Source organism: Achromobacter sp. ACM02 (genome assembly GCF_014851605.1).
Taxonomy (GTDB): domain Bacteria; phylum Pseudomonadota; class Gammaproteobacteria; order Burkholderiales; family Burkholderiaceae_B; genus Achromobacter; species Achromobacter aegrifaciens.
Genome location: NZ_JACUZY010000001.1, coordinates 180118 through 195283, shown reverse-complemented (window position 1 = coordinate 195283; position 15166 = coordinate 180118). Strand labels below are relative to the sequence as shown.

13 protein-coding genes are annotated in these 15166 nt (G+C 61.3%); 2 read left to right on the top strand and 11 right to left on the bottom strand.

All coding sequences use genetic code 11. The annotated features are described in order from the left end of the window. Positions 1-2: 2 nt before the first annotated feature. From motA to flhD, 3 genes are all read right to left on the bottom strand, one after another. Positions 3-878: a flagellar motor stator protein MotA gene (gene motA, locus IB258_RS00850; RefSeq protein WP_054456657.1), complete on the bottom strand. Its 876-nt coding sequence runs from the start codon at positions 876-878 to the stop codon at positions 3-5. Between the two features lie 118 nt (positions 879-996). Next, positions 997-1578: a flagellar transcriptional regulator FlhC gene (gene flhC, locus IB258_RS00845; protein ID WP_192351997.1), complete on the bottom strand. Its 582-nt coding sequence runs from the start codon at positions 1576-1578 to the stop codon at positions 997-999. Positions 1579-1610: 32 nt separating this feature from the next. Then, the gene (flhD, locus tag IB258_RS00840; protein WP_013393369.1) at positions 1611-1934 is read right to left on the bottom strand and encodes a flagellar transcriptional regulator FlhD; all 324 of its coding nucleotides are present in this window, start codon (positions 1932-1934) and stop codon (positions 1611-1613) included. Between the two features lie 431 nt (positions 1935-2365). Here flhD and IB258_RS00835 point away from each other — a divergent pair, with 431 nt between their 5' ends. Both IB258_RS00835 and IB258_RS00830 read left to right on the top strand, forming a co-directional pair. Continuing rightward, positions 2366-3121 carry an RNA polymerase sigma factor FliA gene (locus IB258_RS00835; protein WP_054456655.1) on the top strand — a complete coding sequence of 252 codons (756 nt, stop codon included), beginning with the start codon at positions 2366-2368 and terminating at the stop codon, positions 3119-3121. Positions 3122-3527: 406 nt separating this feature from the next. Next, complete coding sequence (locus tag IB258_RS00830; protein ID WP_054456654.1) at positions 3528-4658, top strand: flagellin FliC; 1131 nt, start codon at positions 3528-3530, stop codon at positions 4656-4658. Positions 4659-4869: 211 nt separating this feature from the next. On the opposite strand, the gene IB258_RS00825 is transcribed toward IB258_RS00830, so the two are convergent. The 8 genes from IB258_RS00825 to IB258_RS00790 are packed head-to-tail and all read right to left on the bottom strand — an operon-like array spanning position 4870 to position 15018. Beyond that, the gene (locus tag IB258_RS00825) at positions 4870-6414 is read right to left on the bottom strand and encodes an alpha/beta fold hydrolase (RefSeq protein WP_054456653.1); all 1545 of its coding nucleotides are present in this window, start codon (positions 6412-6414) and stop codon (positions 4870-4872) included. A gap of 21 nt (positions 6415-6435) precedes the next feature. Next, on the bottom strand, positions 6436-6900 hold the full coding sequence (locus tag IB258_RS00820; protein WP_225590236.1) for a DapH/DapD/GlmU-related protein: 465 nt from the start codon (positions 6898-6900) through the stop codon (positions 6436-6438). Between the two features lie 32 nt (positions 6901-6932). After that, on the bottom strand, positions 6933-7841 hold the full coding sequence (locus IB258_RS00815; RefSeq protein ID WP_192351996.1) for an NAD(P)-dependent oxidoreductase: 909 nt from the start codon (positions 7839-7841) through the stop codon (positions 6933-6935). Beyond that, positions 7838-8407 carry a dTDP-4-dehydrorhamnose 3,5-epimerase family protein gene (locus tag IB258_RS00810; protein WP_192351995.1) on the bottom strand — a complete coding sequence of 190 codons (570 nt, stop codon included), beginning with the start codon at positions 8405-8407 and terminating at the stop codon, positions 7838-7840. Before IB258_RS00810 ends, IB258_RS00815 begins: the two co-directional genes overlap by 4 nt. A gap of 1 nt (position 8408) precedes the next feature. Beyond that, positions 8409-9725 carry a lipopolysaccharide biosynthesis protein RfbH gene (rfbH, locus tag IB258_RS00805; protein WP_054456649.1) on the bottom strand — a complete coding sequence of 439 codons (1317 nt, stop codon included), beginning with the start codon at positions 9723-9725 and terminating at the stop codon, positions 8409-8411. 60 nt (positions 9726-9785) lie between these two features. Then, positions 9786-10880 (bottom strand): CDP-glucose 4,6-dehydratase, encoded by a 1095-nt coding sequence (gene rfbG, locus IB258_RS00800; RefSeq protein ID WP_370539798.1) that lies wholly within the window; start codon positions 10878-10880, stop codon positions 9786-9788. Further along, positions 10844-11614, bottom strand: a complete 771-nt coding sequence (gene rfbF / locus IB258_RS00795) for a glucose-1-phosphate cytidylyltransferase (protein ID WP_054456648.1) — start codon at positions 11612-11614, stop codon at positions 10844-10846. The genes rfbG and rfbF overlap by 37 nt, the downstream gene beginning before the upstream one ends. Next, the gene (locus IB258_RS00790; protein WP_192351994.1) at positions 11611-15018 is read right to left on the bottom strand and encodes a methyltransferase domain-containing protein; all 3408 of its coding nucleotides are present in this window, start codon (positions 15016-15018) and stop codon (positions 11611-11613) included. The genes rfbF and IB258_RS00790 overlap by 4 nt, the downstream gene beginning before the upstream one ends. Between the last annotated feature and the right edge of the window lie 148 nt (positions 15019-15166).

Below are 15166 nucleotides of genomic sequence, written 5' to 3'. Positions count from 1 at the left end.
CGTCAGGCCTTGCCGGTGGCGGTGGACTTGGCTTGCCGGACGTGCTCTTCCAGTTCACCAAAGGTCGGACGCACTGCGGAGAACAGCACCTTGCGGCCGAACTCCACGGCCAGCTGGGGCGGATAGCCGTTCATGCTGGCCAGCAGCGTAGTCTTGATGCATTCCAGCACCTTGGTGGCCTCATCGCTGCGGCGCTCGATGCGCGACGCCAGCGGCCCCACGAAGCCGTAGGCCAGCAAAATACCCAGGAACGTGCCCACCATAGCCTTGGAAATCAGGTCGCCCAGGATCGCCGGAGGCTGGTCCACGGCGGCCAGCGCCTTGATCACGCCCAGCACGGCGGCCACGATACCGAAGGCCGGCAGGCCATCGGCCATTTGCTGCAGCGCGCGCACAGGAACTTCGCGCTCATGGCGGTAGGTTTCGATTTCCTCGTCCATGAGCGTCTCGATTTCGAACGAGCTCATGTTGCCGCTGATCATGATGCGCAGGTAGTCCGTGATGAACTCCATCAGCTTGGCGTCTTTGGCGATGCGGGGGTACTCGCTGAAGATCGGACTGGATTCCGGGTCTTCGATATGCGATTCGATAGCCATGAGGCCCTCGCGGCGTGCCTTGTTCAGCAGCACGTACAAGAGCGCCATCAGCTCCATGTACACGTCCTTGCCGTAGCGCGAGCTTTTCAAGGCGTCGGGCAAGGCGGACTTGACCAGCATCAACGACTTCTTGCTGTTGCTGGCGAGGAAGGCACCAAAAGCCGCCCCAAAAATCAGCGTGAGCTCGAACGGCTGGTATAGCGCGCCCAAATGGCCGCCCAGCGCTATGAAGCTGCCGACGACCGACACGGCCACCACGAGAAAACCGATAACAATCAACACATCAGGCCCCTGCCAACGAAGTCTAAAACTGGCGTCAATGATCCCCTGTTCCCCCCGACCCAAAAAGGCGGGTTACGGGGAGTTTTCCAGGGCTTTTGATGTATTTGAATACCGCCGGTCAGAGCCGGGTGGCATTCGCAACGGGTGCGGGGCGGGTGCCGGAGCGCGCCTTGGCCGCAGCGCGGGTCTTGCCGGCGCGGGGTGGCGGCCGGCAGATCGCGCACACGAAATCCGACTGGGGATCGTGGGCATGGGCGATGAAATGCCCCCCGCATTGGCGGCAGGCGGACATTTGCAGCATGCCGCTATCAAAAAAGCGCACCAGCATCCAGGCGCGCGTAAAGCTCAGGACGGGCTCTGCGCCTTCGGCGGCATCGGTGCCGGCGTTTTCGAGATAGAGGCGATAGGCGTCGATGGTGGCGCGTATGCCCTTGCTGCTGGTGCGCGTATTCAGGAACGAATACACGTTGTAGAAGAGCGAGGAATGGATGTTCGGCAGCCAGGTCATGAACCAGTCAACCGAAAAGGGCAGCATGCCCTTGGGTGGCGAGCAGCCGCGGATTTCGCGGTACAAGCGTGCCAGGCGGTCGTGGCTGAGGCTGGTTTCAGCCTCCAGCACCTGCAGCCGGGCTCCCAAAGTGATCATGGAGCTGGCTAGCAGAATGTCATCCGCTTCCTGCGAAACGCTCTTGGTGGCCATTACACGTGCTTCCGGATGGAATGATCAGGCCGTCAGGCCAATTCTTCGACAGGCTGCTTGGCCAGCAGGATGGTTGCGTGCGCTTGCTGCAGCGCACCACCCAGAACGTCATGGGTCAGCGCGGACAACAGGCTGTAGTCATCGAAGCGGAAGCGGCACAGCAACGAGCTGGAGCTTGCGAGCTTGACCAATTGCGCCGGCGAAAGGCGCATGAGGATGTCAGCAACCTCATTGCTGAATCCCAGGCGGAACATCGACGCCGCGTAGTCGTCGCGCAGCATGCGCTGTGCCAGTAACAAATAGGACAGATTCACTTCGCGAATGTCTGTCAGCAATGAATTTTCGACTTGTTGCACGCCCAACTCCCTATTCCCTATCCCGCCGATGGGGGCTTGTGTAAGCAAAAGCACCGGAATTCCGTTGCCATTACGTTCGATACATCCCGCTTTGATGCGAAATGTATCATTTGTTCGCAATTTAAGTAAAATTTACCACAGCTGATGTCATTTTCTATGACTTATATGACAAAACTTTGTTGATGTTGCGCAACTTACCGTTTCCGATACACCTTGACATATAAATTTCAGACGAATTTACGTCAATTTGGCAAATAAGCATTCAAAACATTGCGTACTTTGAGGAATGAAACGGTGTTGTTTGCCGACAATGGCAGCTTGCAGATCACTAAATCCACCTAGCTTTAGCGCCGCCGCGCGTTTGTCGACAATGTCGCAAATTGACAACAACAGACCACGCGCCACGATGGACACCGCCCGACACTCCCGCAATGCCTCACGCAGATGACAGCCTGGTCGAATATGCCCCGCTAGTGCGGAAGCTGGCCCTGCAATTGCTCGCCCGGCTACCCGCCAGCGTAGAGCTCGACGACCTGATCCAGGCCGGCATGATCGGCCTGCTCGATGCCGTGCGCCGCTACCAGGAAACGGCCGACGCCCAATTCGAGACCTACGCCACCACCCGCATCCGCGGCGCGATGCTGGACGAATTGCGCGGACAGGATTGGCTACCTCGCAGCGTGCGCGCCAAGGCGCGCAAGATCGAGCAGGCCATCCAGCAACTCGAACAGCGTTTGATGCGAGCGCCGACGGAAGCCGAAATTGCACAACAGCTCGACATGCCCCTGGGTGACTATCAAACACTGTTGCACGACGCCCAGGGCGTGCAGATCGTGCATTACGAAGACTTCACCACCGAGCCCGACTCGGCTGGCGGTCAATCCGACTGGGCGGCCACCCTGAACCATGGCGCCGCCGGCGGCAATCCGCTGGATTCCCTGCTGGCCGGGGACTTCCGCCAGGCGCTGATCCACGCGATCGACGCCCTGCCCGAGCGTGAAAAGTTGCTGTTGTCACTTTGCTACGAGCAAGGACTGAACCTGAAGGAAATCGGCGCGATCCTGAATGTGACCGAGGCACGGGTGTGCCAACTGAGGTCGCAGGCGACGGCGCGGATACGGGCGAAGCTGAAGGAACAGGCTTGGCAGGAACTGCCCCAGGACGGGCAGATTGCTCAGGTGATATAGAAGGACGCCGGGTGGCGAGACGACTTTGCCCACCCTGACCACTATTAAAGCCTCTCAACATAACGGGCGCACCTCGCGTCCGTTTCTCATTGCGCAACGCCTAAAGAGACGATGGTTAGAGAATCGAGGGCATGCGTGGTCTGCGAACTTCCAAAGACCGGCGTCTTGCATTAAGGGCGCCGTAGCGGCGGTAGTTGTCGGACTTGGGTCGGATTCCTGCCCCCCTCCGACCGGATGGAAGAAAAATGTCGACTTTCGCGAAATAGTGCTAAAGATTGATTTTGGCCTGCCGTAATCCTGGCAACGGAGAGATTCCTAGACAAGAAGTCGACGAACTTTCCCGTTAACACCAGTGGGCGGCCTTGCTGCCCAGTTTGAAGAAGCCTTTCTCTCTTGGGAGCCTCACATGGCAGTCATCAATACCAACTACCTGTCCCTGGTTGCACAGAACAACCTGAACAAATCGCAATCGACCCTGGGCAGCGCCATTGAGCGCCTGTCCTCGGGCCTGCGCATCAACAGCGCCAAGGACGACGCCGCTGGCCAAGCCATCGCCAACCGCTTCACCGCCAACGTGAACGGCCTGACCCAAGCCGCCCGTAACGCCAACGACGGCATCTCGATCGCTCAAACGACCGAAGGCGCGCTGAACGAAGTCAACAACAACCTGCAGCGCATCCGCCAACTGTCGGTTCAAGCCACCAACGGCACGAACTCGCAGACCGACCTGGACTCGATCCAAGCTGAAATCTCGCAGCGCCTGGGCGAAATCACCCGCGTGTCGGAACAGACCCAGTTCAACGGCGTCAAGGTTCTGGCCAAGGACAACACGCTGACGATCCAAGTCGGCGCCAACGACAACGAAACGATCACCATCAATCTGGAAAAGATCGATGCCAAGTCGCTGGGTCTGGAAAAGCTGAGCCTGAACGGCCCGCAAGGCACGGTCACCACCGCCGCCAACAGCGATGTCGAAGGCTTCCTGAGCGTTGCCGCCGGCAGCATCACCGCTGGCGCCAGCGCAGCCGTCACCGTCAGCAACGCTACGGATCTGGGCTCCACCGCCCCGACCTCCGGTTCGCTGGTGAAGGACAGCAAGGGCAACCTGTTCGTCGAAGTCACCGCAACCGCTGGTGCAACGAAGCCGGGCGTTACCACTGGCCAGAAGATGTACGTGTCGGTCAAGGCATCGGACCTGAGCGTTGCTGGCGGCACCGTTACCGTGGGCACCAAGGACGCAACGGCTTCGACGTTCGCCGCTACGACCAACCCGCTGGCCGGCATCGACAAGGCTCTGTCGCAAGTCGACAACCTGCGTAGCGACCTGGGCGCGATCCAGAACCGCTTCGAATCGACTGTTGCCAACCTGAACAACACGATCAACAACCTGTCCGCCGCCCGTTCGCGTATTCAAGACGCCGACTACGCCACGGAAGTGTCGAACATGACCAAGGCCCAGATCCTGCAACAGGCTGGCACCTCGGTTCTGGCTCAAGCCAACCAAGTGCCGCAAACGGTTCTGTCGCTGCTGCGTTAATTCCAGCGGACAGTCCCAGGCGGAATGTGGAGCAGCAGGTCAACTCCACATACTTGCCCAGACAAGAAAGCCAGCCTTCGGGCTGGCTTTTTTATATGCGTCTCTTGCAGTGCACAAGCGCAGCAGCCGCAAAAAAGGGTGGGCTACACCTCGTCCACCCTCTTGCTCATTGCTTGCTTCTACAGACTCGGTGACGTGCTGCGCGCGGTACTTAGGCCTCCAGCTTCACAGAGCGGACCACAGCCGCCACAGCAGCAGGATTCTCGTTGATCAGGTCGTGGCTACCTGCGATGCGCTCCACCCGGCACCCCTGAGCCGCCAGGCGCGCCAAGTCGTCTTCATCCAAGCAACATGGCACCGGCGGCATATTGCGAGGAGGATGCATCGGAACATTGCCGGTCACCACGGTCACCGGCTGCGTAACACCGTTCAGCAAGGGCCAATAGTCCCGCTCAACCGCTGCGGTTGGCGTGACGCCGTAGATTTCCAGAGCGAAGCTGCGCAAGTGTCGGTCATCCGGTCGAGCGGCAATTGCACCGCGCAGAAATGCGTGGTTGTGCCAGAGCTTGGCGGCCGAGAACGGCGTATCAAGGAGTACCACCTGCTTGCACAGCGGCGTACGACGCGCGATTTCCAAAGAGACACTGCCGCCAAACGACACGCCCAGCAAGCCAAAACCCGAGGGCGCAGCCGTCAGCAACGCGGGCAGCAATTCATCCACGAACCCATTGACGGACATTTCCTGAGGTGCAGTGCTGGCGCCGCAGCCGGGCAAGTCAACAAACAATAAATTCGCATCGGACAGGTGGGGTTCAAAGCCTTGGACGGTGGCGATACTGCCCAGCGAACCGTGCAGCACAACCCAGGTCGGACGCCCCTCTTGCCAACCGGCGCCGCGGCGCATACGAATCAGCCCGGAACGTCCTCGCACCATCTCGAACGGCGCAACCACCTGCGCACTTGCCTGCCCCAGCCATTCCTCATGGCCGTGCTCCAGCGCGTCCAGCGCTTCGGGCGTGCCAAGCATGATCTCGCGAGCGTGGCGCTCGATCAGGTCCTTGGGCCAATCCCACCAGCGTATGCGTATCAGGCGGTCAGATACGGCTTCATCGAAACGCCGACGCCGAAATTGCGCGGGATTTCCCATCCAGATTTCGTAGTCGCCGACATCGCGCGACACGACAGAACCAGCGGCGATCACCGCCCCCGTACCGATCTTCACCCCGGACAGGATTCGCGCGCCCGCGCCAATCCATACATCGTGTCCGATCGTGACGCCGCCCCGCGTCGTCGAGTAATCCGTTATATCCTTCGTGGAAGCGAACAACGTACCAAATTGTGGCACCGAGAAGGGAAAGATCGTATAGGTATCCTCGCGGTGGTAGGCTCCAAGAATGATCTCGACGTGATGAGCGATCGTGCAGAAATTTCCGATCGACAACCGCGCAGGCTCCTGCGGCTGATTATGCAGAACGGGTTGCGGCACCCCATAGGAATAGTCACCGATGCTGTACAAGTCAGGATCCGCCAAGCCTATCGCCGTGAAAATCAGGCCGTGTACGCCATGCTGCATCGCCAGGTTCAAGTGTTTGACGCCCTGATGGTCAGGGCGGATAGCCTGGATTTGCCTGCAAATTTGAGCTGCGTCCGCCAGCCGATTCTCGTGCCACGCGCGCGCTGCGACGCCGAAGGCGTCATCCACGCTCATCGTCTGGCCGGTGGCGGGTTTAGGCGCAGTCTTCTTGTTTGCTTTCACCTGCTCTACTCCAATAGATTTTCAATACGCATCCGGGGTGCGATGACGTATCACCGCCGCCGGGCTGCCTGCGATCACCGCATATTCCGGCCATTCGCCACGCAGCACCGTCCCCGCCGCAACGACGCAACCGCGCCGCAATATACAGCCGTCCAACAGCACGCAGTTGGCGCCGATCCAACAATCCTCTTCGATCAGGATGCCGCCTTTGCTGGGCATGAACCGCTGCTCAATGATGGTCAGATCGCTGCGGCGATACTCGTGATTGGTGGGCGCCAGCGTAGTATTGGCGGCGATCAGGGTTCCGCGGCCAATGTCGACGCCGTTGCCTGAATAGATGACCACGCCGGAATTCAGGTAGACATGGTCGCCGATGAGCACATCACCGTCACCGCCGGCGAATTTGATCTTCACGAAACTGTCTATCGTGACGTGGTCGCCCACCGTGACACTATTGCCGCGCACCGATCGCTCGATATCGGCCAAGGGGGAGATCTTTGCCAGGACGGATAGCCGATTCATCGCTTATCTTCCATCAGATGTGCCAGGGTCTTGTCGAAGAAAGTCGCCATGGCGTCATTGGCATCGCCACCCTCCGCAGCCTCATGCCGCGATATGAATTGGTAGTCAGGCGCGGGCAGCTCCTCAAGCGAACCGAACTGTACCGGAATGTTCCTACCCAGGAGCCGCTTGGCACGAGACGCGGCCAGACCCGCGAGATCGCGGATCAACCAGTCAGCCCCCGCCACATGCAGCACGCCGGAACCGGCGCCTGGCAAACGCCGCGCCAGCACCTGTGCGAAATGCTCCACACTCAAGTAGTTACGCCGCGCTTTGCCTCGCCCATGCAGGACGATCCGGCCGTTTGCCACCGCCTGGCGGCAGAAATCAAATGGCGCCAGGGTCCAGCGGTCGAAGCCTGTCCAGCGAGCGGGCGCCCCGAAGAGATTCGCGGGCCGCAAGATGTCCACTGACATGCCTTGCTCCCGCGCAGCCAGGGCATACAACTCTTCTGCATGCCTATGGGTCAGTCCGTAGTCGTTGGCCGGCACGGCGGGCGCCAGCTCGTCCAACAGCGCCGCGGGCCGCCCGAACACGTGGAAAGTGGAAACATAGGCATGGCGCTCGATCCCCGCGCGCGCGCAGGCCTCCAACAGAGCCCGGGTTCCCGCGACATTGACGACATAGGCCAATGACGGATTGGCGCGGCAAGCCACCTCGTGCATCGCCGCTGCATGGATGCAGGCGTCCAGGCCATCCGGGAGCGCCAAGCCGGCCACGGCGTCCGGATCCGACAAGTCCAGGCGGATGTCATCCGACGGCGCCCGGCCTGCGGTGACGACCTCCACGCCATGAGCGCGCAAGCATGCGGCAACCGCCCCGCCCGCGTATCCGCGGGCTCCGGTAACCAGTACCCGCGACGTCATGGCGCCCCTGCGTACGTAAAGGGGGTGATGAAATCGTCCAGCGCAGGCAGGCCCGCATCGCGCGGCGACATGATGGGTTCTTTCATGCCTGATTCGCCAGCCCACCAGTCGATGCCGGCGCTGCGCGGGTCGACACCCGCGTCCCGCAACGGATCGTGAACCGATGTCGTGTAATAGAGCAATGCCGTCTGGTCCCGGTGCGCGGCAAATCCATGGGCGACGCCTCGAGGCACATAAACAGCTTGCGGCTCATCGCCGTCCAGGATCAAGGACAGGGACTGTTTGAACGTCGGCGACCCCCGCCGCAGGTCCAGCAAGCCATCGCGCGCCCGGCCCGACAGGCAGGTCACGAGCTTGGCATGATCCGACGGCGGCGCCTGGAAATGCAGGCCCCGCAAGACGCCGCGATGCGATACCGATACATAGGATTCGGCATAGTCGGCTTCCAACCCCAAGGCGGTCAGCGTGGGCGCGTGCAAAAGCTTGCGGAATTCGCCGCGTGCATCGGGAAAGCGCGGAAGGCTGAACAGGTAGCAGCCCGGAATATCCAAGGCCCTGGCTTCCATGTCAGAGCCCGACGCCGAAGAACAGCTCGATGCGGCTGGCGGCATAGTCCAACATCTCGGGAGTCAACGCAGGCTGCACGCCGATCCAGAACGTGTTGTTCATGATGATTTCCGTATTCGTCAGCTCGCCCGCCACGCGGTAATGCTGGCCGACCATCGAGGGTTGGCGGGTCAGGTTGCCGGCGAACAGCAAGCGCGTGCCGATCTTGTCCTGGTCCAGGTACGTCAGCAGGTCGACGCGGCGCACTTCGGCTTCGGGCCGCAACGTGATCGGGAAGCCGAACCAGGAAGGATCGGAACCGGGCGTGGCCTCGGGCAGGATCAGGAATTCCTCGCAGGAGGCCAGCCGCTCTTTCAAAAAGCGGAAATTGGCCTTGCGCTGCGTCACGAACTCCTCGACCCGGTCCAACTGCGCCAGGCCGCAAGCGGCCTGCATGTCGGTGATCTTCAGGTTGTAGCCAATGTGCGAGTAGGTGTACTTGTGGTCGTAGCCTTCGGGAAGGCTGCCCAGCTTCTGGCAGAAGCGCCGTCCGCAGGTATTGTCCTTGCCGGGTCCGCAGTAGCAGTCGCGGCCCCAGTCGCGGAACGACTCCGCGATCAACTTCAGGTGCGGGTCGTTCGTGAAGACCGCCCCGCCCTCGCCCATCGTGATGTGATGCGCGGGATAGAAGCTGAGCGTGCCGATATCACCGAAGGTTCCGACCATGCGACCGTTATAGGTCGAGCCCAAGGCGTCGCAACAGTCTTCGATCAGCCACAGGCCGTACTTCTTGCACAAGGCCGTCACCACGTCCAGGTTGTACGGGTTGCCCAGCGTATGCGCCAGCATGATGGCCTTGGTGCGCGGGGTGATCGCGGCCTCCAGCAGGCTGGCGTCCACGTTGTAGGTGCCGAGTTCCACATCCACAAACACGGGTACTGCGCCAAATTGCAGAATCGGGTTGACCGTGGTGGGAAAGCCCGCGGCCACGCCAATCACTTCATCGCCCCGTCGGATAGCCCGTTCGCCCAATTTCGGCGAAGTGAGCGTGGAAAACGCCACCAGATTGGCCGAGGAACCGGAGTTGACGGTGATCAGGTGCTTTACGCCCAGATACTGGGCCAGGCGTTGTTCGAAGGCGTCATTGAAGCGGCCCGTCGTCAGCCAACCGTCCAGCGATGCCTCGACCATGGACTTGAGCTCGGCCGCGCCGATCAGCTTGCCCGAAGGCGGCACAACGGTCTTTCCTGGAGCGAACGCTGCGCGCTCGCGCTCCTGGGCCTCGTGATACTGGTCGACCAGCAGGGCGATCTGCGCCCGAATTTCGTTAGGACTCATGCTATTTCTCTAAAATCAGGTGTTCTTGTCTAGGCAGTGTCGCGAGGACTCACGCCAGAGTCACGGAGGGCCGTAAGCCTCTATCTGCGCCTCACACAAGGCGCGCGCGTCCGCGCCTTCGTATTGGGCGCGGTACCACTGCATTGTTTCAGCCACTGAACGGGACAGGCTCCAGCGCGCCTGCACCTGCAGAATGGAACGCGCGCGCGACGTATCGAGCGTCAGCATGCCAGCTTCGTGGGGCCCCTGGACCGCTGTACCGTAAACCACGTCGCCGCTGCCATAGGCGTCGCGGGCAAGCTCGACCACTTCGCGCACCGTAGCCGCCTCGTGCGACGGAGGCCCGAAATTGTACGGACCGGCCAAGTTGGGACGTTCCCATAGCGTTCGCGCCAGGCGCAGATATCCGGCCAGGGGTTCGAGGACGTGCTGCCAGGGACGAGTCGATCCCGGATTACGGATTTCAAGCTTGCCCTGGGCCTGCCAGGCTCGCACGGCATCAGGCAGCAAACGGTCTTCGGACCAATCGCCGCCGCCTATGACGTTCCCCGCCCGGGCGGTTGCAACGGCGACACCCTGCTGCGCCAGGAACGCATCGCGGTAACAGGCCGCGACCAATTCGGCGGCAGCCTTGCTGGCGCTGTAGGGGTCGTGTCCGCCCAAGGCGTCGCCCTCGCGATATGGATGCGGCCATTCCTCGTTGCGATAGACCTTGTCGGTCGTGATGCACAGCGCCACGCGCGCGTCCGGCAGGCCGCGCAGCGCATCCAGGACATGCGCCGTCCCCATTACGTTGGTGTCGAAGGTCTGCAGCGGTTCGCGGTAGCTGGCGCGGACCAGCGGCTGGGCTGCCAAGTGCAGCACGATTTCAGGTTGCGCTTGGCGTACGAGCACAGCCAGCCCTGCCGCATCGCGGATATCGAGAATGTGGCTGTCCAGCACGCGGGCGATGCCGGCCGCCTCAAACAGGCTGGTCTGACCGACAGGCGGCGCCAACGACGCGGCGCATACTTCGGCCCCCAGCAGGCGTAGCCACAGCGCCATCCAGCCCCCCTTGAAGCCGGTGTGGCCAGTCAGGAAGACACGCTTGCCGCGCCAGAAACTGGCGGCGTCGCTGATCACCACACCCTCCAGGGCGCCTTGCCCGCTTCCCACAGGGATTCCAGCATGCGCTTTTCACGCAGCGTGTCCATGGGTTGCCAGAAACCCATGTGCTTGTAAGCCATGAGATCGCCATTGCGCGCCAGGGTTTCCAATGGCTCCATTTCCCAGGAAATATGGTCGCCTTCGATCAGCGGCAGGACCTTGGGAGAGAGCACGAAAAAACCGCCATTGATCAGGCCGCCATCGCCGCGCGGCTTCTCCGTGAAGCCCGCCACCAGATCGTTCTCCATCTTCAAGGCGCCATAGCGCCCGGGGGGCTGCACAGCCGTGACGGTCGCCGAGCGTCCGTGCTTGCGGTGGAACGCGATCAACGCGGAGATATCCACGTCGGCGACCCCGTCACCATAGGTAAAGCAAAATGCGTCTTCGTCCTTGACGTAAGCGGCCACGCGCTTGAGGCGTCCGCCAGTCATGGTGTCGTCTCCCGTATCCACCAGGGTGACGCGCCAGGGCTCTGCCTTGCGCTGATGCACTTCCATCTGGTTGTTGGCCATGTCGAACGTCACGTCCGACATATGCAGGAAGTAATTGGCAAAGTACTCTTTGATGACATAGCCCTTGTAGCCGCAGCAGATCACGAAATCATTGACGCCGTGGGCCGAGTACATCTTCATGATGTGCCACAGGATGGGTTTTCCGCCGATCTCCACCATGGGCTTCGGCTTGACATGCGTTTCTTCGGAAATGCGCGTGCCCAGGCCACCCGCAAGAATAATTGCCTTCATGCTTGTTTCTCACACCATTGTTTGAACATGGCGCGAAAGGCCGTCTCGACCTTACGCGCAAAAGCGGGTTCGTCCATGAGGCTGCTGGCCTGCATTTCGGCACGCAGTCCGGCGCGTATGCGCTCGAGCGCCGGAATATCGCTGGCCAGCGCCACCACCTTATCGATGTATTCCGCCTCGGTCGACGCGATCCAGTCGCCGCGCCCCAGGCCTATCAGGGTGGACGCGCCAATACGGCCGACGCCGGGCCGGCCCGCCAGCGTAATGAACGGAAGGCCTTGATAGAGGCTCTCGAACAACGTCGTTCCGGAGTTGTGCGGAAAACAATCCAGCGTAATGTCCGCGCTGCGCAGCAGGTCCCAAGGAGGTGAATGAAAGCCGATTTCGAGACGCGATGCCTGCACACCGTGTACCGCGAACCGCGACTCCAGCTCTTCCTTCAGTCCAGGGGACACGTAACTGCGGCTATCCACCACCAGCTTGGATGACGGCACCCGGCGCATGATCTCCGCCCACGTGCGAATCAGATGATCGTTGAAACGGATTGCCCTGGAGAGCGTGATGAACCGAACATGGCCATTGGCCAGGGCCGGCAGCGGCCCTGCATCACCCATTCCGGATTTCGGCCTGTAGGCAAAATTGCTGCCGCTCAAGCGCCAAGGCTTCTCCGCGAACAAATGATCGGATCCAGGCGGCACCATTTCAGCATCGCTCAGGATGTAATCAATGGCCGTCAGGCCGGTCGTGCATCCGAAACCCAACCATGTGAGCTGGACGGGAGCCGGCTTGCGCGCAAATACGCCTAGGCGGTTGTTGCCGGTATGGCCGGCCAGATCCACCAGAATGTCGATCTTGTCGGCGCGTATGCGACGCGCCAGCGCGTCGTCCGTCATGCCGTTCGTGCGCGTCCAGTGCTGGGCGTACCCCTTGAACGCTTCGGTCACCTTGTCCTCGACACCCAGGTGTGCGTAGATATGCACCTCGAATTCGTCCGGATTGTGGTGAGCCATCAGGGGCTCAAGAAACAGGGTCACGGGGTGGAATCGGATATCCGGCGAGACATAGCCGATCCGCAGCCGTCGTCCGGGATCTTTGTCGTTGCGGTGAGGCAACCAATGCTTGCGCATCGGCTTGCCAAATATCTCTTCGAATTCCTTGTAGACCTCGAAAATCTGTTCGGCCGTACGATCGGGGAAATAATTCAAGCCGAAAAACCGACTACCCCAGACCTGTGGATTGTCCGGTACCAGGCGTAGCACTTCCTTGTACTTTTTCTCCGCCCCGTCGAAATCGCCGATATCCGCCAGGACCACACCCAAGTTGCCGTGGGAATCCACGACCGAAGGATCCTCTTCCAGGGCGCGCCCGTAGTGATAAATCGCGTCGTAGAAGCGCGAGGCCTTGTGATAGCAGCTACCCAGGACGTTGTGCGCGGAGGCGTACTTCGGATGAATCGTCAGCGCCAGCAAGGCGCTCTGCTCCGCGTCATCCAACGAATCCCGCGCCAACAGCGTCAGGGCCAGCAGGGCGTAGCGGTGCGCAGGCGTCGGATCCAGGCGAAGCGCATGCAGCAAGGCCATCAACGATTCAGTGTTCTCACCCTTGTCGCGCACAATGCACGACAGCGCGTCCCACGCGGCATCGTTCCGGGGAGCCTGCTTGATCAGGCGGCGCACTTGCGCCTCGGTCTCGGCGCTGACCTTGCCCTTGTACGCGAGATTCCGCAGCTCCACGGCCTCCCTGTGCTGTGCAGGGGTGACACCCCGCAGTCCCTTGAGGGGTACTTGCTGCAACAGGCACCTCGACAATGCCTGCACATAGAGCATCCATGAATGGCGCTCGCCCTTGCTGGCCTCCAGGCCATCCGCCAGGAAATCGCGCCAACGTGTTGGCCCGGCAAGCACCAAGGCGGACCGCCGCAGCATCCGCAATTGCTGAGTCAGAGACACACCCTGCGGCGCAGTCGCCGGCTTTTCGCCAAGCGGGCCGCTCGATTTCGACTCGGCCTTCTCTTTTTCGACATAGGCGTCCAGCGCCGCCAGGGACTGCCCTTGAGCCAGCAGTTCCAGCACGTGCCGGTCGATGGTCTCGGTCACTGGCTCGTGCCACCAGTTGAACAACGGAGCCTGCCCGCCCCGCTCGCGGTCTGCAAGTGCGGGAAGCGCCTGCGCAACCACGGCCAGGGCGTCCGCCCCGATCGTATCGTAAGGCGTGCGATCCACCGAGTAACGCACGAGTCCGCGGCGCACCAGATACAGCAGCGCTGCCTGCGTTGCTTCAAATGCCGTCTTGCCCTCGCCCACCGACGGCCCCGCAGCCACGAAGTCAGCCAGGCCCGCCGCATCGAGCGACTCGGGCCAAGCGCAACCCAGCGCATCCAGGACACGCTGAACCACGGGATCGTCGGTGCAGAACACCTGTCCTGGCGAGGTTTCGAAATAGATATTCTTGACGTCGCGCAGGCCCAGCGCGCAACGCCTGAACCGGCCGGCCCAGCGTAATTCCATCAAACGCGCCACATCGATCTGCGGCGAAGCCTGCTCCGCGCGCTCCTGATGCACGATGAGCGTGCGGCGATGGCGGCGGCCGACTGAAAAGTCCAGGTTCTGTTGCCGCAAGACCCGCGGCTTGCCGAGACCCAGCAATCCATGCGCAAGCGATACATTGCCTCCATAGGTGTCGGCCATCTCGATTTGCGGCTCGGCATCGCCCGCGCAGATCAAGGCGTAACCGGACACGAGTTCCGAAAACTCCACGAAGTAATAGGCCTGGCGTGAGAAACCGAACAACCCGGCATCGAGATCAGCTTTGCCAATCTCGGCAGCCGCGGCGAAGGCGCCGGCCATCGGATTGCCCGATGCCATTCCGTTGGAAAATAGGGTCAAAGCAGTGCGGGCAGCAGCAGTCTGTTCTTCCGCGGTGTCGGCACCATGGCCGTACAGCAACATGGCGTCGCGCACCGCCTCGTCCACGCGCGCGCCCGGGTAGGTGTCGTAATTGACGTACGCGATGCCTTCGAACGACAGGTTCAGGCGGCAGATGCGCAGAATTTCGACTGCCTGGCTGCGATCCAGCAAACTGTAGACATCATGGGCGACGATATAGTCGAATTCGCCCAACTCCGGCGTCACCGCGGCGTAATCGGCCGCAAAGAACTCCGCGTTTCCCAAGCCCAGCCCCTCGGCATGCTGACGCGCCAGCTCGATTTGGCCGGCGTCAGGGTCGATCCCGACCACACGAGCTTGAGGATAGGCCGCGGCAAAAGGGAAGACATTGGCTCCTGCGCGGCACCCGAGTACCAGCACGCGAGCCTGATCCAGTGGCACACTGGAAAGACCATACAAATGCGCCGTCGCCCGCAAGTGGCCCGGCGAACTCAGGAAGTTGATGGCGTGGTCGGCCAAGGCGGGAGCGATCGCAACCTCGCGACCCCCATCGGGTAAGGACTCAGGCGCGTTCAAAAAAACTCCGCATCGGGCAAGTAGCTGTGGCAAGTGTGGCGAGAGTATCAGCGGCCGCGCTGGCTAAATCGTTGGAAAAACGCAGGTTTTT

Coding starts and splice junctions, on each gene's coding strand:
- flhC (WP_192351997.1), bottom strand. CDS start 1,578: ATGGCCACCAAGAGCGTTTCGCAGGAAGCGGATGACATTCTGCTAGCC.
- IB258_RS00835 (WP_054456655.1), top strand. CDS start 2,366: ATGCCTCACGCAGATGACAGCCTGGTCGAATATGCCCCGCTAGTGCGG.
- IB258_RS00830 (WP_054456654.1), top strand. CDS start 3,528: ATGGCAGTCATCAATACCAACTACCTGTCCCTGGTTGCACAGAACAAC.
- IB258_RS00815 (WP_192351996.1), bottom strand. CDS start 7,841: ATGACGTCGCGGGTACTGGTTACCGGAGCCCGCGGATACGCGGGCGGG.
- IB258_RS00810 (WP_192351995.1), bottom strand. CDS start 8,407: ATGGAAGCCAGGGCCTTGGATATTCCGGGCTGCTACCTGTTCAGCCTT.
- rfbH (WP_054456649.1), bottom strand. CDS start 9,725: ATGAGTCCTAACGAAATTCGGGCGCAGATCGCCCTGCTGGTCGACCAG.
- rfbF (WP_054456648.1), bottom strand. CDS start 11,614: ATGAAGGCAATTATTCTTGCGGGTGGCCTGGGCACGCGCATTTCCGAA.